The organism is Enterobacter sp. UPMP2060 (genome assembly GCF_053709655.1).
In genome coordinates, this window is sequence record NZ_JBSKJQ010000012.1 from 1 (window position 1) to 20708 (window position 20708).

The following is a 20708-nucleotide window of genomic DNA, read 5'->3' on the forward strand; positions in this document are numbered from 1 at the left end:
ATTACATCACAAAAAACCAACCGGAACTCACAATATTCTTAAAGCATTCATATCACCAACAATATATAAAGAGCATTACGAAAAATATAACCAAATAAAGCCAAAGCATCCAGCGCGACATGCTACAATTAATTAAAACAAACAAGTTATTACATATATTAAGGAGAATCACAATTTAAACAACCAGGACAAAAAATTAAAAACAAATTACAAAATGGCACAACAAAAATATGAGTATCGAAATTATTTCGCAATCAGCCTGATGGCATATCAAAAAATCAACACCAGGAATACAATGTTAAAAATCAAGTTACCAATAAAATATTTATTTATAAAAAACTCTCACATGGAAAAATCATCGAGAAACTATATTTTTTTATAAATTCTATTAAAGCCGTATATTTTCCATATATCCCAGTAAAAACACCTAACATGAAAAATAATGATTTGACATTTATGGTTTTAACATAAAAATTGAAAGAAGATAAAACCCGTATACATTTACCTAAGATTTTATATCTTTTGGTGCCGAAGGCCGGACTCGAACCGGCACGTATTTCTACGGTTGATTTTGAATCAACTGCGTCTACCGATTTCGCCACTTCGGCACTGAAGGGGATGCGGAAACGTTGTGGATTATACCTGTCGCGCGCCGCCATGCAAGCGACGACGCGCTAAACCCGCGCTAAGTGCCCAAAAAACCAGCGCTATCGTCAGTCCAGCTCAGACACCGCCAGCCGAATCACCCCCGCCGCCTTCTGCTCCGGCAGCGCCAGCACCTTCGCCCACATCTCCTGCACCATATCGCAGGAGAGCTTCTCTTTGCCCGCCGCCTTCTCCGGCATCTGCAGCAGCTGAATGTCCTCGCCGTACTTATCGGCAAGTGCCTTCATAATCGGCCGCACGTCCTCGACGGCCGCCTCGCGTTCGGCCGGGGTCACGGTGTGGCGGTTTTTGCCGTAGGCCGCGCGCATCATGTCGGCATCGGCCTGCATGCGCCGCGTCATCAGGTCTTTATCCAGCATGCGCATCGGGTTCACGCCGCCCTTCACTGTCGGGTAGAGGAAGCGGAAGCAGGCGTCGTCGCTCACCTTCTGGATGGCGGCGGTCTGCTCCATGTTGATGGTCATGTAGTTCACCACGTTGGCGTCCGGGGCGTTTTGCAGGCGCGACATCTGCAGATGCAGGAGCTGCGGCTGGATGGTGTCGATAATCTGCTGCTCCGGCTCGCCCGCTTTTTGCAGGGCGGCCATCTGGTCGAGGATGCGCTGATGCAGCGCGGGCTCCTGCTCCTTAATCACCTGCCAGGCGGGCATCGCGTTGAGGGCGTTATCCATCTGCTGTTCAGGGGCGCGCTGCCTGTCGAAAAACACCCAGAACGCCACGGCGGCGGCCACCACAACAACCATCACGGTACGGGTCCACATTTTATTCATCTCGCATCCTTATCCTTGAGTTGTGCCGGTTTACACCGGCACGCCGCTGTGGAAGCGAAACTCGTTGTCCGGTGTCGAGATAAGTGTGGCTTCAATTTCGCCAAAAAGCTGTATGCGCGGTGAGATATCGTCATCGCTCACCTGCCGGGCAAGCGTCAGGTAGTCCTGATAGTGGCGCGCTTCCGAGCGCAGCAGCGAGAGATAGAACTTCTGCAGGTCGTCGTCGAGGAACGGGGCCAGCGCGGCGAAGCGTTCGCAGGAGCGGGCTTCGATGTAGGCGCCGCAGATGAGCTTGTCGATCAGCGTCAGCGGTTCGTGAGTGCGCACTTCCTTCAGCATCCCTTTGGCGTAGCGGCTGGCGGTGATTTTGACGTACGGAATGTCGCGGGCCAGCATCGCCTCGCGCACCTGCCAGAAGTGGTGCAGCTCCTCTTTAATCAGCAGCACCATGCTGTCGATGAGCGCCTGGCCCCACGGATCGTCGGTTTTGGGCATCACGCTTTTGCCAATCTGCTTATGCAGGGCGATGAAGTCCGGCTCCGGGCCGTCGCGGAAGGTGAACTGTTCGTAGGGTTTGAGCCAGTCTAGCAGCGCGTCGGCACCGCTTTCGTCGGCGACGTATTTACGCACCAGCAGCAGCGCGGTCTGGGCGGCCTTGAGCTCGCACACCATGTGGTCGGTCAGCAGCAGCGGCAGGTTCGCCGGGTCGCGGGCTTTATCAATCCATGCTTGCGGGGTCGGGCACTGGAGGAAGTTGAGTACGGGGGCGAGTATCTGCGGGTAATCCATGGTTCTGCCTTGAAAAAGCGGTGGCGCGCGCCACCGCCTGAAACGCTTAGTGACGCACGCCGTCGTCGTCTTCGTCGACGTAATCTTCGTCGTCGCCTTCTTCGCCGTCTTCACCGTTCGGATCTTCGAAGTAGGTTCCCCAGCCGTCGTATTCCACTTCAAACTTCTCGGCCAGGTTCATCAGCTGTTCTACCTGCGCGTCGATCAGCTCCGCCTTCAGCGCGCCTTCGCTCAGGATGTCGCAGCAGATGACGGTGTCACCCTCTTCCACTTCCAGCTCTTCCGGCTCGGTCACTTCGTAACCCAGCTTGAAGGCTTCCACGGCCAGCTTTTCCAGCGCGTCGAAATCATCCGCAGAGAAATGGTGCTCGATGGTGTACAGCGCGTCCGGATCGCTACCGTCTTCCAGCAGTTCTTCAATAATCAGACGCGTCTCTTCGCGTTGCTCTTCCAAGTGTTCCGGGTTTGCCATGGCTCAATCCTCTTTAAAGTGCGGCAGATACTTCTATTTTCACACACGGACGGGTTTGCCTCCACCTTTGTAAGAAAGATTTGTGAAACGGGGTTGCAAATGAATAATTACACATATAAAGTGAATTTTAATTCAATAAGTGGCGTTCGCCATGCGAGGATAAAATGTCCGATTTATACAAGAAACACTTTCTGAAATTGCTCGACTTTACCCCTGCACAGTTCACTTCTCTGCTGACCCTTGCCGCACAGCTCAAAGCCGATAAAAAAAATGGCAAGGAAGTACAGAAGCTTACCGGTAAAAACATTGCGCTCATCTTCGAAAAAGACTCGACCCGTACACGTTGCTCTTTCGAAGTTGCCGCATTTGACCAGGGCGCGCGCGTCACGTATTTAGGGCCGAGCGGCAGCCAGATTGGGCATAAAGAGTCAATTAAGGATACCGCGCGGGTTCTCGGGCGGATGTACGACGGCATTCAGTATCGCGGCCACGGCCAGGAAGTGGTCGAAACGCTGGCGCAGTACGCGGGCGTGCCGGTGTGGAACGGGCTGACCAACGAGTTCCACCCGACGCAGCTGCTGGCGGACCTGCTGACCATGCAGGAGCACCTGCCTGGCAAGGCGTTTAACGAGATGACGCTGGTCTACGCGGGCGACGCGCGCAACAACATGGGCAACTCGATGCTGGAAGCAGCGGCGCTGACCGGGCTGGATCTGCGCCTGGTGGCCCCGAAAGCCTGCTGGCCGGAAGAGAGCCTGGTGGCGGAGTGCAGCGCGCTGGCGGAGAAGCACGGCGGGAAGATCACCCTGACGGAAGACGTGGCGGCGGGCGTGAAGGGCGCGGACTTTATCTATACCGACGTGTGGGTGTCGATGGGCGAAGCCAAAGAGAAGTGGGCGGAGCGGATTGCGCTGCTGCGCGGGTATCAGGTGAATGCGCAGATGATGGCGCTGACCGGCAACCCGAACGTGAAGTTCCTGCACTGTCTGCCGGCGTTCCATGACGACCAGACCACGCTCGGCAAGCATATGGCGAAAGAGTTCGATCTGCACGGCGGGATGGAAGTGACGGACGAGGTGTTTGAGTCGGCGGCGAGCATCGTGTTCGACCAGGCGGAAAACCGGATGCATACGATTAAGGCGGTGATGGTGGCGACGCTTGGGGAGTGATGGACTCTTCTGCGGTCTGATGCCCTCACCCCGGCCCTCTCCCACAGGGAGAGGGAGTAAACCCGATTAGCTAATCAGCATCTTCACAACAACCTTGCGCACCTTCGCAGGCGTCCCCACCGCGCACAGCGGCTTGTGCACTTCGCCCGGCCAGAACACCACAAAATCCCCTTCGCTCAGCACCACGGTTTTCTCCTGCTCGCCTTCCGGCAGGAACGCGATGTCTTTGTCCGCCAGCCAGTCGGTGTCGGGCGCGCCGTGCGGCAGGGTGCTGAAGGTCATCCCTTCCTGGCCCTTCATAATTATCTGGATGTCCAGATAGCGCGCGTGGTACTCGGCGCGGCGCTCGGCGAACGGCTGGGTCATATCTTCCGAGACCAGATAGAACAGGCTGCTGCCGTTGATGTCGTGTTTCCCGAGCGGCGTGGCGTCAGTGACGTGGGCTTTAACGTGCTCAATCGCCTGGCGCAGCGCGTCAGGCAGCCAGTGCTGCAGATGGTGGATGTTGCCGATAATCATGTGAAATCCCTCAACGTAAAACAACGTTTCATTTTTATCTTTTATACGAGAGTTAAGACTGCCATACCAGCCCTTTTTCGAAGAGGTTTGCGCGAGCGCATGTTTATCGGGAAAGGTGTTAATTCACTGTTAATCCTGTCCAGGCAATTATGCAGGGGTTATGCATAACCTCGATCAACGCTTATCGGACGACTCTTCTAACCTCTTGATCATGCTCTCTAATTAACAAAACCCGTTGCCGTCTCACACTTTACTGTTTTGATAATTTGCTCTAAAAAACCATAATTATTTATTGATTTTCCTTAAGTCTAAAATAGTTAATTACGTTAATTGCATAGCCATTCTTGCTCATGATGTTTTTCATTTAAAATCAGATACATAACAATGTATTTCAAAAGATTAAAATCTACAAAATAATAACAACCTCGAATAATGCCAGCGGATCCTGCTTAGCTATTCACCCCTCAATAATATGAAATCAATCATTATCTGACGCGAATCATGCAAATGAAAACAAACCCCTTAATATCCAGTTTCGCGTGAGCGATATCACAATACGGATTATTTAACTGCCTAGTATGAATCACGAAATCAATTGAGCTTAGCCGCCATGAAATTAAACACATCACATGGCGCATGCCCTTTTTATTCTGAAAAACAGTTAAAGGAATAATTATGGAAAAGCATTACGTCGGTTCTGAAATTGGTCAATTGCGTAGCGTTATGCTGCATCGTCCTAATTTAAGTCTGAAACGTTTAACGCCATCAAACTGTCAGGAGCTGCTTTTCGATGACGTGCTCTCGGTTGAGCGGGCGGGTGAGGAGCATGACATCTTCGCCAACACGCTGCGCGAGCAGGGTGTGGAAGTCCTGCTATTGACCGACCTTCTGACACAAACCCTTGATATTGCAGAAGCGAAAGCCTGGCTTCTGGATACCCAAATCTCTGACTATCGCCTCGGCCCGACCTTTGCCGGCGACGTCCGCGGCTGGCTGGCGGATATGCCGCACCGCGAACTGGCGCGCAGATTAAGCGGCGGATTAACCTACGGCGAAATTCCGGCGGCCATTAAAAATATGGTGGTGGATACCCACACGGCGAATGATTTTATTATGAAGCCGCTGCCGAACCATTTATTTACCCGCGATACCTCGTGCTGGATTTATAACGGCGTCTCTATTAACCCCATGGCGAAACCGGCCCGTCAGCGTGAAACGAATAACCTGCGGGCAATATATCGCTGGCATCCGGCGTTTGCCGACGGCGATTTTATTAAGTATTTCGGCGACGAGAATATTAATTACGACCACGCCACGCTAGAAGGCGGCGACGTACTGGTGATTGGCCGCGGGGCGGTATTAATCGGCATGTCCGAGCGCACGACGCCGCAGGGCGTGGAGTTCCTCGCCAACAGCCTGTTCAAACACCGTCAGGCCGAGCGCGTGATCGCCGTTGAGCTGCCAAAACACCGCTCCTGCATGCACCTCGACACCGTGATGACCCACATCGACGTGGACACCTTCTCCGTCTACCCGGAAGTGGTGCGCAAGGACGCCCAGTGCTGGACGCTCACCCCAGACGGACGCGGCGGCCTGTTGCGCACCCAGGAAACCGACCTGCTGCACGCCATCGAGAAAGCGCTCGGCATTAACCAGGTGCGCCTGATCACCACCGGCGGCGACGCCTTTGAAGCCGAACGCGAGCAGTGGAACGACGCCAACAACGTGCTGACCATTCGCCCGGGCGTGGTGATTGGCTACGAGCGCAACGTCTGGACCAACGAGAAGTACGACAAAGCGGGTATCACCGTGCTGCCCATCCCGGGCGACGAGCTCGGACGCGGTCGCGGCGGCGCGCGCTGCATGAGCTGCCCGCTGGAACGCGACGGAATTTAAAGGAGCCATCATGGAACGAAAACCCACTCTGGTTGTGGCCCTTGGCGGCAACGCGCTGCTCAAGCGCGGCGAGCCGCTGGAAGCCGAAATCCAGCGTCAGAACATCGAGCAGGCCGCCCGCACCATCGCCGGATTAACAGAACAGTGGCGCGTGGTGCTGGTGCACGGCAACGGGCCGCAGGTCGGGCTGCTGGCGCTGCAGAACAGCGCCTACGACAAAGTCACACCCTACCCGCTGGACGTTCTCGGCGCCGAAAGCCAGGGAATGATCGGCTACATGCTCCAGCAGGCGCTGAAAAACAATCTGCCGCAGCGCGAGGTCAGCGTCCTGCTCACGCAGGTGGAGGTGGACGCCGCCGACCCGGCCTTCAGCAACCCCACCAAATACATCGGCCCGGTGTACAGCGAAGCCCAGGCGAAAGCGCTCGCTGCGGAAAAAGGCTGGGTGTTCAAGGCCGACGGCAGCTACGTCCGCCGCGTGGTGCCGTCACCGCAGCCGAAGCGCATCGTCGAGAGCGACGCCATCACGGCGCTGATCCAGCGCGATCACCTGGTGATCTGCAACGGCGGCGGCGGCGTGCCGGTAGTGGAGAACGCCAACGGCTATCGCGGCATTGAGGCGGTGATCGACAAAGACCTCTCCGCCGCCCTGCTGGCGCGCCAGATCGAGGCCGACGCCCTGCTGATCCTGACCGATGCCGACGCGGTGTACCTCGACTGGGGCAAGCCGAGCCAGCGCCCGCTGGCGCAGGTGACGCCGGAGCTGCTCAGAGGCATGCAGTTCGACGCCGGATCGATGGGGCCGAAAGTGGCCGCCTGCCGCGAGTTTGTTGAAGCCTGCAACGGCATTGCCGGGATCGGCGCGCTGGCCGACGGCGCGGAGATCCTGGCGGGCGAGAAAGGCACGTTGATTCGTAATTGAGCACACTCTCCCCTCACCCTAACCCTCTCCCCAAAGGGGAGAGGGGACTTGAAACACCCTCTCCCCTTTGGGGAGAGGGCTGGGGTGAGGGGTAAGGTTTTAGACACTAATTTTAAAAAGGATTTACCCATGACCATCAACCTGAAAAACCGCAACTTCCTGAAACTGCTGGACTACACCCCGGCGGAGATCCAGTACCTGATCGACCTCGCCATCGAGCTGAAGGCCGCCAAAAAAGCCGGACGTGAAAAGCAAACCCTGGTCGGGAAAAACATCGCCCTGATTTTTGAAAAAACCTCCACCCGCACCCGCTGCGCATTCGAAGTGGGCGCGTTCGACCAGGGCGCGCAGGTGACCTATCTCGGCCCAAGCGGCTCGCAGATCGGCCATAAAGAGTCGATGAAAGACACCGCCCGCGTGCTGGGCCGCATGTATGACGGCATCGAATACCGCGGCTACGGCCAGGCCATCGTCGAAGAGCTGGGCGAATACGCGGGCGTGCCGGTGTGGAACGGCCTGACCGACGAGTTCCACCCAACGCAGATCCTCGCCGACCTGATGACCATGCTGGAGCACGCGCCGGGCAAAACCCTGCCGGAGCTGAGCTTTGCCTACCTGGGCGACGCGCGCAACAACATGGGTAACTCGCTGATGGTCGGCGCGGCCAAGATGGGGATGGATATCCGCCTCGTCGCACCGAAATCCTTCTGGCCGGAAGCCGGGCTGGTTGAGCAGTGCCGCGCCATCGCGAAAGAGACGGGCGCGCGCATCACCCTCACCGACGACGTGGAAGAAGGCGTGCAGGGGACCGATTTCCTCTACACCGACGTGTGGGTCTCCATGGGCGAACCGAAGGAGGCCTGGGCCGAGCGCGTCAGCCTGATGAAGCCGTATCAAATCAACGCGGACGTGATGAAAGCCACCGGCAACCCGAACGTCAAGTTTATGCACTGCCTGCCGGCGTTCCACAACGAACACACCAAAGTGGGCCGCGAGATCGAGATGGCCTACGGCCTGAAGGGGCTGGAGGTGACGGAAGAGGTCTTCGAATCACCGAACTCCATCGTCTTCGACGAAGCAGAGAACCGCATGCACACCATTAAAGCGGTCATGGTGGCGACACTCGGCGACTAATCACCGCCCGGCGCGCCGCGGGGTGCGCCGGGTTTAAGGAGAACATCATGGGCAAGTTTAAGTTTCCCTCCGCTTACACCATTCTCTTTTTCCTGATTGCCGTTGTGGCGGCGCTGAGCTGGGTCGTCCCCGCCGGTCAGTACCAGATGGCGATGAACGAGACCCTCGGTAAAGAAGTCCCGATTGCCGGAACTTACGCGCACGTGGCGGCGCATCCGCAGGGGCTGGTTTCCGTCCTGATGGCGCCCATCGCCGGGCTGTACGATCCGGTCTCCGGCCAGGCCGGGGCGATCGACGTCGCGCTGTTTATCCTGATCATCGGCGGTTTTCTCGGGATCGTCACCAAAACCGGGGCGATTGACGCCGGGATCGAACGCGTAACCACCCGGCTGCGCGGACGCGAGGAGTGGATGATCCCGATCCTGATGGCGCTGTTTGCCGCGGGCGGCACCATTTACGGCATGGCCGAAGAGTCTCTGCCGTTCTACACCCTGCTGGTGCCGGTGATGCTGGCCGCCCGGTTCGATCCGGTTGTCGCCGCCTCTACCGTGCTGCTCGGGGCGGGGATCGGCACGCTCGGCTCTACCATTAACCCGTTTGCCACGGTGATCGCCGCCAACGCCGCCGGGATCCCCTTCACTAACGGCATCGCCCTGCGCGTGGCGCTGCTGGTCATCGGCTGGATCATCTGCGTGGCGTGGGTGATGCGTTACGCCCGTAAGGTGCGCCAGGATCCGTCGCTGTCGATCGTCGCAGACAAACAGGAAGAGAACCGCGCCCACTTCCTCGGCGACAAGGGCGAACAGTCGCTGGAATTTACCCCGGTGCGCAAAATCATCCTGGTGATTTTCGCCCTCGCCTTCGCGGTGATGATCTACGGCGTGGCGGTGCTGGGCTGGTGGATGGCGGAGATCTCGGCGGTGTTTCTCGCCAGCTCGATTATCGTCGGCCTGATTGCCCGCATGAGCGAAGAGGAGCTGACGTCGACGTTTATCAACGGCGCGCGAGATTTGCTGGGCGTCGCGCTGATTATCGGCATCGCGCGCGGTATCGTAGTCATCATGGATAAGGGCATGATTACCCACACCATTTTGCACAGCGCGGAAGGGCTGGTCAGCGGGTTGTCCACGGTAGCGTTTATCAACGTGATGTACTGGCTGGAGGTCGTGCTGTCGTTTCTTGTGCCTTCTTCATCCGGCCTGGCCGTTCTGACGATGCCGATCATGGCGCCGCTTGCCGATTTCGCTAACGTCAACCGCGACCTGGTGGTGACGGCTTACCAGTCGGCCTCCGGCATCGTTAACCTCGTCACGCCCACTTCTGCCGTCGTGATGGGCGGGCTGGCTATCGCCCGCGTGCCCTACGTGCGCTATCTGAAATGGGTGGCGCCGCTGCTGGGCATTTTAACGGTGGTGATTATGGTGGCGTTAAGTCTGGGTGCCTTGTTGTGATTTGCCGGATGGCGCTGCGCTTATCCGGCCTACGGATCGGTGCGGTGCCACCGGTTATTTCAGGAACTGATATGGGAACTATGATGGATTACGAAGAGTACTCTCCCAAAGAGCAACTACAGCTGACGGTCTGCCAGCGCCTGATCGCAGAAAAGAGCTATCTCTCTCAGGAGGAGATCCGCCGGGATTTGCAGGAGCGTGGTTTTGAGACCATCAGCCAGTCCACCGTTTCACGTCTGCTTAAATTGCTCGGCGTCATAAAAATTCGAAATGCCAAAGGGCTAAAGATTTATTCGCTGAATCCCCAGCTGCGCCCTGCCCCCGACGCCGCGCGTACCGTGTCCGAAATGGTGGTCAGCGTCGAGCACAATAGCGAGTTTATCCTTGTTCATACCGTCGCCGGATATGGCCGCGCGGTGGCGCGTATTCTGGATTATCACCAGCTACCGGAAATTTTAGGCGTGGTGGCCGGCAGCAGTATCGTCTGGGTCGCTCCCCGGGTCGTGAAGCGCACCGCCCTGGTGCATAAGCAAATTAATTATTTACTCAGAACGCATTAATATTCATAAAGAACCGTTTGCATTGAGTAAAGCGTGCATTAAATCGCTTGATCCGAAAAGCGAGCTGCGTATAATGCCCGACAATTTGCCGGGAGGAAGCATGGTCAAGCGTGTACGACATAACGTCTTACCGCGTCTGAAATCAGACGCTGGCCTGCCGTTTTTCTTCCCGTTGCTAAACCTATTCCCAGAGCCCCTCATTTGAGGGGCTTTTTTTTGCCCGGCGTCAGGAGATAAACATGAATCCGCTTTATCAAAAACACATCATTTCCATAAGCGACCTCAGCCGCGAAGAGCTGGAACTGGTTCTGGAAACCGCGGCAAAACTGAAGGCCAATCCGCAACCGGAGCTGCTGAAGCACAAGGTGATTGCGAGCTGCTTCTTCGAAGCCTCGACCCGCACCCGCCTCTCCTTTGAAACCTCCATGCACCGCCTGGGCGCGAGCGTGGTGGGCTTCTCGGACAGCAGCAACACGTCGCTGGGTAAAAAAGGCGAAACCCTGGCGGACACCATTTCAGTTATCAGCACCTACGTCGACGCGATTGTGATGCGTCATCCGCAGGAGGGCGCGGCGCGCCTGGCGACCGAGTTTTCCGGCGGCATTCCGGTGCTGAACGCCGGTGACGGTGCCAACCAGCACCCAACGCAGACCCTGCTGGATCTGTTCACCATTCAGGAGACGCAGGGCAAGCTCGAGAACCTGAATATCGCCATGGTCGGCGACCTGAAATATGGCCGCACCGTCCACTCCCTGACCCAGGCGCTGGCGAAATTTAACGGCAACCGCTTCTTCTTCATCGCCCCGGACGCGCTGGCGATGCCGCAGTACATTCTCGACATGCTGGACGAAAAAGGCATTCAGTGGAGCCTGCACGCCAGCATCGAAGAGGTGATGAGCCACGTGGATATTCTGTACATGACCCGCGTTCAGAAAGAGCGTCTGGATCCGTCCGAATACGCCAACGTGAAGGCACAGTTCGTGCTGCGCGCCAGCGACCTCGAGGGCGCGCGCGACAACATGAAGGTACTGCATCCACTGCCGCGCATCGATGAGATCACCACAGACGTGGATAAGACGCCGCACGCCTGGTACTTCCAGCAGGCCGGAAACGGCATCTTCGCCCGCCAGGCGTTACTGGCACTGGTTCTGAATCGCGAATTGGCACTGTAAGGGGAAACGACCATGACACACGATAACAAACTCCAGGTTGAAGCCATCAAGCGTGGCACCGTGATTGACCACATCCCTGCGCAGGTGGGCTTTAAGCTGCTGACGCTGTTCAAACTGACCGAAACCGACCAGCGCATCACCATCGGCCTGAACCTGCCGTCGGGCGAGATGGGCCGCAAGGACCTGATCAAAATCGAGAACACCTTCCTGACCGACGAGCAGGTCAACCAGCTGTCGCTGTACGCGCCGGACGCCACCGTCAACCGCATCGACGAGTATGAAGTGGTCGGCAAATCCCGTCCGAGCCTGCCGGATCGCATTGAAAGCGTGCTGGTCTGCCCGAACAGCAACTGCATCAGTCATGCTGAGCCGGTTTCTTCCAGCTTTGCAGTGAAAAAACGCGCCGATGACATCGCGCTCAAATGCAAATACTGCGAAAAAGAGTTTTCTCATTATGTGGTGCTGGCCAACTAATTGAGGTTGGTAATGAAATCCCGGCTGTTATAATGGCCGGGAACATTCTTAACGCTGTAATTCTGGAGAAAACATGAGCAAAGTACTCGCGACGGAAAATGCACCAGCGGCTATCGGCCCTTACGTTCAGGGCGTTGATCTGGGTAGCATGATCATCACTTCCGGTCAGATCCCGGTGAACCCAAAAACCGGCGCGGTGCCGGAAGACGTCGCGGCACAGGCCCGTCAGTCGCTGGAAAACGTGCAGGCTATCGTTGAATCTGCCGGTCTGAAAGTGGGCGATATCGTGAAAACCACCGTTTTCGTGAAGGATCTGAACGATTTCGCGACCGTTAACGCCACTTACGAAGCGTTCTTCACCGAGCACAACGCCACCTTCCCGGCGCGCTCCTGCGTGGAAGTGGCCCGTCTGCCAAAAGACGTGAAAATTGAAATCGAAGCGATTGCGGTACGTCGCTAATTCGCTTTGGCGATAAAAAAGGCAGCCCAGGCTGCCTTTTTTGTTGCTTGCTACTGATTCCGCGTCGCCCTGAGCAGCGTCTCCAGCGGATAGACCGCCGCAATCACCACTTCGTCCTGAACCTTCGCCGCGTTATCCAGCTCGCTCTGAATCGACGCTATTTCTTTATCATCCAGCGTGCCCTGGCGCGCCACCAGATCCGTCAGCCTCAGGCCAATGGAGGCCAGCTTATCCACCTCCTGTATCACCGGCTTCATCGCCTTAAGCTGATAGCTGTTTTCGCTTAGCGCCAGCGCGTCGCTGGTGTTGCTCTGCCAGCGGTTAAAGACGTGGCGCAGCGCGTCGGCGCTTTCCGCGTCTTCCGCATCGCTCACCAGGCGGTCCGCCCATTTGTTCATCTGGCGCACGGTGGCGCTTTCGGCGTTCAGCGCATCGGCGAAGCGGTTGAGCGGTTCGAACTGATGATAATTTCCCGCCTGAAACTTCAGGTGCTGGCGGGTGTAATACTGCGCGGGCTCTACCGCCTGAGCGAGGATCTGCAGCGGCAGCGTGTCGGCATTACCGGCAAGGCGCGTGAACTGCACCTGCTGCTGGGTATGCTGCTGCAGCCCGACAGACACCGTCGACCAGCTGTCCATCGCCTGCAGGCGGGTGTACATGTTGTCGACGTCGTTGACGTCCTGCGCGGACCACAGCCGCTCCGCCACCGCAAAGGTGCGCGGCCACAGTCGGATATCCAGCACCGGCGCCACCACGTTTTCCGCCCACAGCGCGGCTTCCCCGCCGAGCAGGTTGGCCTGATTCGCCACGTCCGGCACGACCGGCGGAATGCCTTTCGGCACCGCGTCCAGACGCGTGCCGCTGATTGGGTAACGCGTATTCCCCACCAGGAAATAGCCGGTGAGTTTGTCGTTATCAACGGAAACCACCGGGCGCGTCTCGCCCATCCAGGTGTCGACGGTGAACGTCACCTGGCTGTCATCGCGCCATTCAATATCCTGCACCGCGCGGCGCGATTTCCCGGCAAAATCAATAAACCCGCGCCAGCCTGAATCCCCTTTCACCAGCGTAAAGCTCCCCTCCACCGGCTTGCCCTTCAGGCGCGGCATGGAGAAGGCCCAGCTCTGGACGCTGTCGCTGTCTGCAATCACATCCACGCCGTTCAGCCCCTGCGGGACAATTTCGTTGCGGTAGTGATAGGCGGTGGACTGGGGCTGGTCGAGATAGAAGCCCGTCGAGAGAATGCCCTTGTAGCCGTTCTGCGCCACCTGCCCCAGCGCGTCCTGCCCCTGCCAGGACTGGATCAGAATGCTTTTCGGCAGGTCGGGATGGTAGATCTCATCCCAGCCGACCATCTGCCGGTGATGCTTCTCAAGGATTGTTTCCAGCCTGCGGTTGAAATACGCCTGCAGCGCGTGGCTGTCCGCCAGCCTGTTGTCGCGCATGAAGTTCTGGATCGCGGCATTCGCTTTCCACTGGCTATCGTCCACCTCATCGCCGCCGATATGCAGATACGGATCGGGGAAGATCGCCGCCAGTTCGCTGACCATCGCGTCAGCAAAGGCGTAGGTTGCCTCTTTAGTGGGATCTAACACCGGCTTCAGCACGCCCCAGCGGCGCTCCATGGCGTACGGCCCCGGGGCGCTCATCAGCTCCGGATAGGCTACGGCAATCGCCGAGGCGTGGCCCGGCATGTCGATCTCCGGCACCACGCGGATACCGCGTTCGGCGGCGTAACGCACCACCTCGCGCATCTGTTCCGGCGTGTAGTACAGCCCGTCGCTGGCAAGCTGCGTCAGCTTAGGGTAGCGCTTCGAGCTGAAGCGCCAGCCCTGATCGTCGGTCAGGTGCCAGTGCAGGACGTTGAGCTTCGCCGCGGCCATGCCGTCGATCTGGCGCTTGATATCCGGCAGCGGAATAAAGTGACGAGCCGAGTCGAGCAGCAGCCCGCGCCACGGGAAGCGCGGCGAATCTTCAATGGTGACCCACGGCAGCGAGGTGTTTTCCGCCCCGTTCTGCATCAGCTGGAGCAGGGTTTCCATGGCGCGCAGCGCGCCGAAGCGGGTGTTGGCGGAGATATCGACGCCGTTAGCATCCACCGTGAGCTTATAGCTTTCATCGCTGTCCGGCAGCGGCAGCGGCTTGACCTTTTTGGTAATCGCGATACGGATGGTCGGTTTATCTGGTTTTTCAGCCTGAGGCTGCAGCGTCCAGCCGGTTTGCAGGGCAATGCGCTGGCGCAGGCGGTTGACGGCGTCACCGAGATCGTCCCCGCTGACGCTAATGGATACGTTGTTGTTGAGCACCAGCGCGCCCTGGGTCGTCGGGCGTTCGACCTTCGCAGGCCAGGGCATCAAAGGGAGATCGCCTGCCGGGGCGGCAAACGCAGAGGCGCCGAGCATCAGCCCGGCGGTTAAGAGACTGTACCGTAACATGAATGTTCCTTATCGACGGGCCAAATAAAGGCAAAACATTCTGTTAACATGCGCTCAATTTGTCGTCAAGCGAATGCGCCGACGGAGATCACAGGTTGTTGAATTTGGGAGGAAAGCCAGCCCCCTCACCCCGGCCCTCTCCCCAAAGGGGCGAGGGTGAAAGGCGGCACCAAGCGGTCCCCTCTCCCTTTCAGGGAGAGGGTTAGGGTGAGGGTAAAAAATTACTGCCACCCATACCGACGCGCATAGAATCCTTTCACCATCTGCGTCAGCACCATATAGCCCGCGAGGATCGCCACCAGCCACGGGAAGTAGCTCAGCGGCAGCGCCTGCAGCTGCAGGTAGCCTGCCAGCGGCGAGAACGGCAGCGCGATGCCGAGCGCCATCACAATGCCCGTCATCACAATCAGCGGCCACGCGGCGCGGCTCTGGATGAACGGAATGCGGCGGGTACGGATCATATGCACAATCAGCGTCTGCGACAGCAGACCTACCACGAACCAGCCGGACTGGAACAGCGTCTGGTGTTCCGGGGTGTTGGCGTGGAACACAAACCACATCAGGCAGAAGGTCAGGATGTCGAAGATGGAGCTGATAGGCCCAAAGAACAGCATAAAGCGCCCGAGATCCGCCGGGTTCCAGTGCTGCGGCTTCTGGATCTGCTCGTCGTCGACGTTATCAAACGGGATCGCTACCTGAGACACGTCGTACATCAGGTTCTGGATCAGCAGATGCAGCGGCAGCATCGGCAGGAACGGCAGAAACGCGCTCGCCACCAGCACGCTGAAGACGTTACCGAAGTTGGAGCTGGCGGTCATCTTGATGTACTTGAGCATATTGGCGAAGGTGCGGCGCCCTTCGATCACGCCCTCCTCCAGCACCATCAGGCTCTTTTCCAGCAGGATAATATCCGCCGCTTCGCGGGCGATATCCACCGCGCCATCGACGGAGATACCGATGTCCGCCGCACGCAGCGCGGGCGCGTCGTTGATGCCGTCGCCCATAAAGCCCACCACGTGCCCTTCGCGCTTGAGCAGGGTGACGATCCGCTCTTTGTGCATCGGCGTCAGGCGGGCAAACAGCGTGGTACGTCGGGCAAGCTTCGCCAGCTCATCGTCGGACAGGTGCTCAATATCGCTCCCCACTACCACGTCGCCCGCGTCCAGCCCTACTTCATGGCACACTTTGGCCGCCACCAGCTCGCTATCGCCGGTGAGAATTTTGACGGTAATACCGCTCGCCTTCAGCGCTTTCAGCGCCGGCGCGGTGGTCTCTTTCGGCGGATCGAGGAAGGCGATGTAACCCTCGAGGATCAGATCGGATTCGTCGATACGCTGATAGTCCCCCTCGCGCGCGGGCAGGAACTTGCTCGCGACCGCCACCACGCGCAGCCCCTGACGGTTCAGGTTGTCGGTGACGCGCCTGATGCGGCGCAGCATGGTGTCGTCCAGCGGCACGATGTCGCCGTTATAGCGAACCTGCGTCGACACGTTGAGGATCTCCTGCAGCGCCCCTTTGCAGATCAGCTGATGCACGTCCGTCTGCTCGCTCACCACCACCGACATGCGGCGGCGCTCGAAGTCGAACGGGATCTCATCCACCTTCTGCCAGCGGCCGGAGAGCGTGCGGGCGGATTCCTCGTCCACCCCTTCCAGCACCGCGACGTCGAGCAGGTTTTTCAGCCCGGTCTGGTAATGGCTGTTCAGCCACGCGCTGTGCAGGACGCGCTCGCTGGTTTTGCCGGAGATATCGGTGTGGTTCTCCAGCACGATTTTGTCCTGCGTCAGGGTGCCGGTTTTATCGGTGCAGAGGATGTCCATCGCGCCAAAGTTTTGAATGGCGTCGAGGTGTTTAACGATCACTTTCTGTTTAGAGAGCTTCACTGCCCCGCGCGCCAGCGTGGAGGTGACGATCATCGGCAGCATTTCCGGCGTCAGGCCAACGGCCACGGAGAGCGCGAACAGCGCCGCTTCCCACCAGTCGCCTTTGGTGTAGCCGTTGATCAGCAGCACGATCGGCGTCATCACCATCATAAAGCGGATCAGCAGCATGCTGACGCGGCCAATTCCTTTCTGAAAGGCGTTGGGCTCGCTCTCCTGCTCGCTGACGCGCCCTGCAAGCTGACCAAACCAGGTGTCGCCCCCGGTGGCGGTGACAATCGCCTGCGCCGTACCGCTGACGACCGTGGTGCCCATAAAGCACAGGGTGTCACATTCAAGCGGGTTCATCTGCTGCGGGTCGCGGCTGCGCGCCACCTTTTCAACGGGCAGCGATTCCCCGGTCAGGGAGGCCTGCGCCACGAACAGATCGCGCGCCTGGATAATGCGTAAATCCGCCGGGATCATGTCCCCCGCGGCCAGCTTCACCAGATCGCCCGGCACCAGCTGGTCGATAGGCAGCTCCACCCAGGCGTTTTCGCCGAGATCGTTAATCACGCGCGAGACGGTCGCGGTGTTGCTGACCATCGCCTTCAGGGCATCCGCCGCTTTGGTGGAGCGGGCTTCCTGAATAAAGTTCAGCAGCGTGGAGATACCCACCATCAGGGCAATTACGCCTGCGGCAAACAGATCTTCCGTCGCGTAGGAGATGAGGCCGAGCACGGTCAGCAGCAGGTTGAACGGGTTGCGGTAGCAGAGCCACAGGTGCACCCACCACGGAGACGGCTTTTGCGCCGGGATCTGGTTATCGCCGTGCACGGCGCGGATTTTTTCCACTTCGGCCGCGTTTAGCCCTTCCGGGTGTCCGCCGAACGCGCGCCAGACTTCGTTTTCATCCATCGCCGCCACGTTCAGGCAGCGTTCGGTCAGGGACGCGGGGATCGCCGCCCCCGCCATGTTTTTGGCGTTTGGCAGCGGGTCGCGCTGAACAAGACGGTGTGGCAGGTGGCGGCTCAGCAGGGCCTGCAGCTGCCGGGTGATATTTTTAAACATAGTCATTCCTCCGCATCCGCCTGGGCGGACGCAGCAATTCCTTCAGGCGTGGCAAAGCCGTACCTGAGAGGCACTCAATTTTTCAAGCAGGAACGTTTAAGACGTTGCTGCCTCACGCCGGTGAGACAGCAAAAGCTGGCTTACCGGAAAGAACGCATTCTCCCGTTCAGGAGAGGTGTGGGATCGGGATCCATGAAGCCTCCGGTAAGTAAAAAAACAGGGTGTCGCCGCGCAGTATAAGGATTTAAGCGTACCCTTTATGACGATTCGGGCGGTATTATACCCCCCTGCAAATAAACCGAACGTAAACCAGACTTTGCCCATAGCGAAATCGCGCTATAGCATTAGGCTCAATTCACTACATTGTCGTTGTTACAGGGAATACAGCATGCAGAACCGCCTAACGATTAAAGACATCGCGCGTTTAAGCGGCGTGGGGAAATCGACCGTCTCACGCGTGCTGAACAACGAAAGCGGCGTCAGCGAACGCACCCGCGAGCGCGTTGAGGCGGTCATGAATCAGCACGGTTTTTCCCCTTCCCGCTCCGCGCGCGCCATGCGCGGGCAGAGTGACAAAGTCGTCGCCATCATTGTTTCTCGTCTGGACTCTCTGTCTGAAAATCTCGCCGTGCAGACCATGCTGCCCGCCTTCTATGAGCAGGGGTATGATCCGATCATGATGGAGAGCCAGTTCTCTGTGCAGCTGGTTGAAGAGCATCTGGGGATGCTCCAGCGGCGCAACATTGATGGCGTGGTGCTGTTCGGTTTTACCGGCATTAAGGACGAGATGCTGAAACCCTGGCAGCCTTCGCTGGTGCTGCTGGCGCGCGATGCACACGGTTTTGCCTCCGTCTGCTATGACGACGAGGGCGCGATCATTACCCTGATGCAGCGCCTGTTTGACGAGGGCCATCGTCACATCAGCTTCCTCGGCGTCCCGCACGCGGACGTCACCACCGGCAAGCGTCGCCATGAGGCGTATCTGGCCTTTTGCAAAAAGCACAACCTCTCCGCCGTGGCCTCCCTGCCGGGGCTGGGCATGAAGCAGGGCTACGAGCAGGTCGCCAGCGTTCTGACGCCGCAGACCACGGCGCTGGTGTGCGCCACGGATACCCTGGCGCTGGGTGCCAGCAAATATCTGCAGGAGCAGCGTATCGATAACCTGCAGGTGGCGAGCGTCGGCAGCACGCCGCTGATGAAGTTCCTGCACCCGGAGATCATCACCGTCGATCCGGGCTACGCCGAGTCCGGCAGACAGGCCGCCGCGCAGCTGATCGAGCAGATAAACGGGCGTTCAGAGCCTCGTCAGATCGTCATTCCCGCTCACCTTTCGTAACCCCTCTAAAACAGATTATTGTGATCTTCGCCTGATTTCGGGAACGTTCCCATTTTCGCCGTCACGCTGAAGGAGTAGGCTTGCGCTCAGGTCATTACACCCCCTCACCATCTGTCATGAGGTTTCATGATGAGTAAAGTCAAACAAGCAGATATCGATCGGCTGATCGTCCTGGTCGGCGGACGCGAAAACATCGCCACCGTCAGCCATTGCATTACCCGCCTGCGCTTCGTGCTGAACGATCCGGCCAAAGCCAACCCGAAGGCCATTGAAGAACTTTCCATGGTCAAAGGCTGCTTCACCAACGCCGGGCAGTTCCAGGTCGTTATTGGTACCGAAGTGGGCGATTACTATCAGGCTCTGCTGGCGACAACCGGGCACTCTTCTGCCGATAAAGAGCAGGCGAAGAAGGCCGCGCGCCAGAATATGAAGTGGCACGAGCAGCTGATTTCCCACTTCGCGGAAATTTTCTTCCCGCTGCTGCCCGCGCTGATCAGCGGGGGCTTAATCTTAGGCTTCCGTAACGTCATCGGCGATGTGCCGATGAGCGACGGCAAAACCCTGGCGCAGATGTATCCGGCGCTGAAAACCGTTTACGATTTCCTGTGGCTGATTGGCGAGGCGATCTTCTTCTATCTGCCGGTCGGGATTTGCTGGTCCGCGGTGCGCAAAATGGGCGGCACGCCGATTCTCGGTATCGTGCTGGGCGTCACGCTGGTCTCTCCACAGTTAATGAACGCTTACTTACTTGGTCAGCAGGTGCCTGAGGTGTGGAACTTCGGCCTGTTTACTATCGCCAAAGTGGGCTATCAGGCGCAGGTCATTCCGGCCCTGCTGGCGGGTCTGGCGCTGGGCTTTATTGAAACGCGCCTGAAGCGCATCGTGCCCGATTACCTCTATCTGGTGGTGGTGCCGGTCTGCTCGCTGATCCTGGCGGTGTTCCTGGCGCACGCCTTTATCGGTCCGTTTGGCCGCATGATCGGCGACGGCGTAGCCTTCGCGGTGCGTCACCTGATGACCGGCAGCTTCGCGCCGATTGGAGCCGCGCTGTTTGGCTTCCTGTACGCCCCGCTGGTGATCACCGGCGTGCACCAGACCACGCTGGCCATTGATATGCAGATGATCCAGAGCCTCGGCGGCACGCCGGTCTGGCCGATTATCGCCCTGTCTAACATTGCACAGGCGTCGGCGGTCACTGGCATCATCATCGTCAGCCGCAAGCACAACGAGCGTGAGATCTCCGTTCCGGCAGCCATCTCTGCTTACCTCGGCGTCACCGAACCGGCGATGTACGGTATCAACCTGAAATACCGCTTCCCGATGCTCTGCGCGATGATCGGTTCCGGTCTGGCGGGCCTGGTGTGTGGTCTGAACGGCGTGATGGCGAACGGGATTGGCGTCGGCGGCCTGCCGGGCATCCTCTCCATCCAGCCCGCTTACTGGCAGGTGTTTGCCCTGGCGATGGCCATCGCGATTATCGTCCCTATGGCGCTCACCACCGTGGTTTACCAGCGTAAGTTCCGTCAGGGCTCGCTGCAGATTGTTTAACTTCT

19 protein-coding genes, 1 tRNA gene and 1 pseudogene are annotated in these 20708 nt (G+C 58.2%); 13 read left to right on the forward strand and 8 right to left on the reverse strand.

The window, feature by feature from the left end:
• Window positions 1–523: 523 nt before the first annotated feature.
• The 4 genes from ACWKXN_RS18785 to rraB all read right to left on the reverse strand — a co-directional run bounded on the left by ACWKXN_RS18785 (window position 524) and on the right by rraB (window position 2697).
• A tRNA-Leu gene (locus tag ACWKXN_RS18785) sits at window positions 524–608 on the reverse strand.
• A 105-nt stretch (window positions 609–713) separates the two neighbouring features.
• Window positions 714–1436, reverse strand: a complete 723-nt coding sequence (locus ACWKXN_RS18790; protein ID WP_454544134.1) for a topoisomerase II — start codon at window positions 1434–1436, stop codon at window positions 714–716.
• Window positions 1437–1466: 30 nt separating this feature from the next.
• Complete coding sequence (gene miaE / locus ACWKXN_RS18795) at window positions 1467–2225, reverse strand: tRNA isopentenyl-2-thiomethyl-A-37 hydroxylase MiaE (protein ID WP_047059075.1); 759 nt, start codon at window positions 2223–2225, stop codon at window positions 1467–1469.
• A 46-nt stretch (window positions 2226–2271) separates the two neighbouring features.
• On the reverse strand, window positions 2272–2697 hold the full coding sequence (gene rraB, locus ACWKXN_RS18800; protein WP_029739283.1) for a ribonuclease E inhibitor RraB: 426 nt from the start codon (window positions 2695–2697) through the stop codon (window positions 2272–2274).
• A gap of 99 nt (window positions 2698–2796) precedes the next feature.
• On the opposite strand from rraB, the gene argL reads away from it, so the two are divergent.
• Window positions 2797–2892 (forward strand): putative translational regulatory protein ArgL, encoded by a 96-nt coding sequence (gene argL, locus ACWKXN_RS18805; RefSeq protein ID WP_213328991.1) that lies wholly within the window; start codon window positions 2797–2799, stop codon window positions 2890–2892.
• Window positions 2862–3866: an ornithine carbamoyltransferase gene (gene argF, locus ACWKXN_RS18810; RefSeq protein ID WP_454544135.1), complete on the forward strand. Its 1005-nt coding sequence runs from the start codon at window positions 2862–2864 to the stop codon at window positions 3864–3866. The genes argL and argF (ACWKXN_RS18810) overlap by 31 nt, the downstream gene beginning before the upstream one ends.
• Window positions 3867–3932: 66 nt before the next feature.
• On the opposite strand, the gene ACWKXN_RS18815 is transcribed toward argF (ACWKXN_RS18810), so the two are convergent.
• A complete protein-coding gene (locus tag ACWKXN_RS18815; RefSeq protein WP_454544136.1) occupies window positions 3933–4385 on the reverse strand; it encodes a YhcH/YjgK/YiaL family protein in 453 nt (150 codons plus the stop codon).
• A gap of 675 nt (window positions 4386–5060) precedes the next feature.
• Here ACWKXN_RS18815 and arcA point away from each other — a divergent pair.
• From arcA to ACWKXN_RS18840, 5 genes are all read left to right on the forward strand, one after another.
• Window positions 5061–6281, forward strand: a complete 1221-nt coding sequence (arcA, locus tag ACWKXN_RS18820) for an arginine deiminase (RefSeq protein WP_029739276.1) — start codon at window positions 5061–5063, stop codon at window positions 6279–6281.
• Window positions 6282–6291: 10 nt separating this feature from the next.
• Window positions 6292–7203 carry a carbamate kinase gene (arcC, locus tag ACWKXN_RS18825; protein ID WP_454544137.1) on the forward strand — a complete coding sequence of 304 codons (912 nt, stop codon included), beginning with the start codon at window positions 6292–6294 and terminating at the stop codon, window positions 7201–7203.
• Between the two features lie 129 nt (window positions 7204–7332).
• Entirely contained in the window at window positions 7333–8337 is a 1005-nt protein-coding gene (gene argF, locus ACWKXN_RS18830) for an ornithine carbamoyltransferase (protein WP_032647051.1), read from the forward strand.
• 47 nt (window positions 8338–8384) lie between these two features.
• Window positions 8385–9788, forward strand: a complete 1404-nt coding sequence (locus ACWKXN_RS18835) for a YfcC family protein (protein WP_454544138.1) — start codon at window positions 8385–8387, stop codon at window positions 9786–9788.
• 80 nt (window positions 9789–9868) lie between these two features.
• Window positions 9869–10348 carry an arginine repressor gene (locus tag ACWKXN_RS18840; RefSeq protein ID WP_029739272.1) on the forward strand — a complete coding sequence of 160 codons (480 nt, stop codon included), beginning with the start codon at window positions 9869–9871 and terminating at the stop codon, window positions 10346–10348.
• Window positions 10349–10351: 3 nt separating this feature from the next.
• On the opposite strand, the pseudogene ACWKXN_RS18845 reads toward ACWKXN_RS18840, so the two are convergent.
• Window positions 10352–10469 (reverse strand): annotated as a pseudogene (locus ACWKXN_RS18845) (hypothetical protein).
• Between ACWKXN_RS18845 and ACWKXN_RS18850 the strand changes: the two are divergent.
• From ACWKXN_RS18850 to ridA, 4 genes are all read left to right on the forward strand, one after another.
• Window positions 10449–10553, forward strand: a complete 105-nt coding sequence (locus tag ACWKXN_RS18850; RefSeq protein ID WP_022646880.1) for a pyrBI operon leader peptide — start codon at window positions 10449–10451, stop codon at window positions 10551–10553. The pseudogene ACWKXN_RS18845 and the gene ACWKXN_RS18850 overlap by 21 nt on opposite strands.
• Window positions 10554–10587: 34 nt before the next feature.
• Window positions 10588–11520 carry an aspartate carbamoyltransferase gene (pyrB, locus tag ACWKXN_RS18855; RefSeq protein WP_454544139.1) on the forward strand — a complete coding sequence of 311 codons (933 nt, stop codon included), beginning with the start codon at window positions 10588–10590 and terminating at the stop codon, window positions 11518–11520.
• Between the two features lie 12 nt (window positions 11521–11532).
• Window positions 11533–11994 (forward strand): aspartate carbamoyltransferase regulatory subunit, encoded by a 462-nt coding sequence (pyrI, locus tag ACWKXN_RS18860; RefSeq protein WP_023310197.1) that lies wholly within the window; start codon window positions 11533–11535, stop codon window positions 11992–11994.
• A gap of 73 nt (window positions 11995–12067) precedes the next feature.
• The gene (ridA, locus tag ACWKXN_RS18865; protein WP_008501391.1) at window positions 12068–12454 is read left to right on the forward strand and encodes a 2-iminobutanoate/2-iminopropanoate deaminase; all 387 of its coding nucleotides are present in this window, start codon (window positions 12068–12070) and stop codon (window positions 12452–12454) included.
• 50 nt (window positions 12455–12504) lie between these two features.
• Here ridA and ACWKXN_RS18870 read toward each other — a convergent pair whose 3' ends face one another.
• Window positions 12505–14889 carry a beta-N-acetylhexosaminidase gene (locus tag ACWKXN_RS18870; protein ID WP_454544140.1) on the reverse strand — a complete coding sequence of 795 codons (2385 nt, stop codon included), beginning with the start codon at window positions 14887–14889 and terminating at the stop codon, window positions 12505–12507.
• Between the two features lie 221 nt (window positions 14890–15110).
• The gene (gene mgtA / locus ACWKXN_RS18875; protein ID WP_096150050.1) at window positions 15111–17819 is read right to left on the reverse strand and encodes a magnesium-translocating P-type ATPase; all 2709 of its coding nucleotides are present in this window, start codon (window positions 17817–17819) and stop codon (window positions 15111–15113) included.
• A gap of 388 nt (window positions 17820–18207) precedes the next feature.
• Between mgtA and treR the strand changes: the two genes are divergently transcribed.
• On the forward strand, window positions 18208–19155 hold the full coding sequence (gene treR, locus ACWKXN_RS18880; protein ID WP_023310194.1) for a trehalose operon repressor TreR: 948 nt from the start codon (window positions 18208–18210) through the stop codon (window positions 19153–19155).
• A 129-nt stretch (window positions 19156–19284) separates the two neighbouring features.
• Complete coding sequence (gene treB, locus ACWKXN_RS18885; RefSeq protein WP_029739268.1) at window positions 19285–20703, forward strand: PTS trehalose transporter subunit IIBC; 1419 nt, start codon at window positions 19285–19287, stop codon at window positions 20701–20703.
• The last annotated feature ends 5 nt before the right edge of the window (window positions 20704–20708 follow it).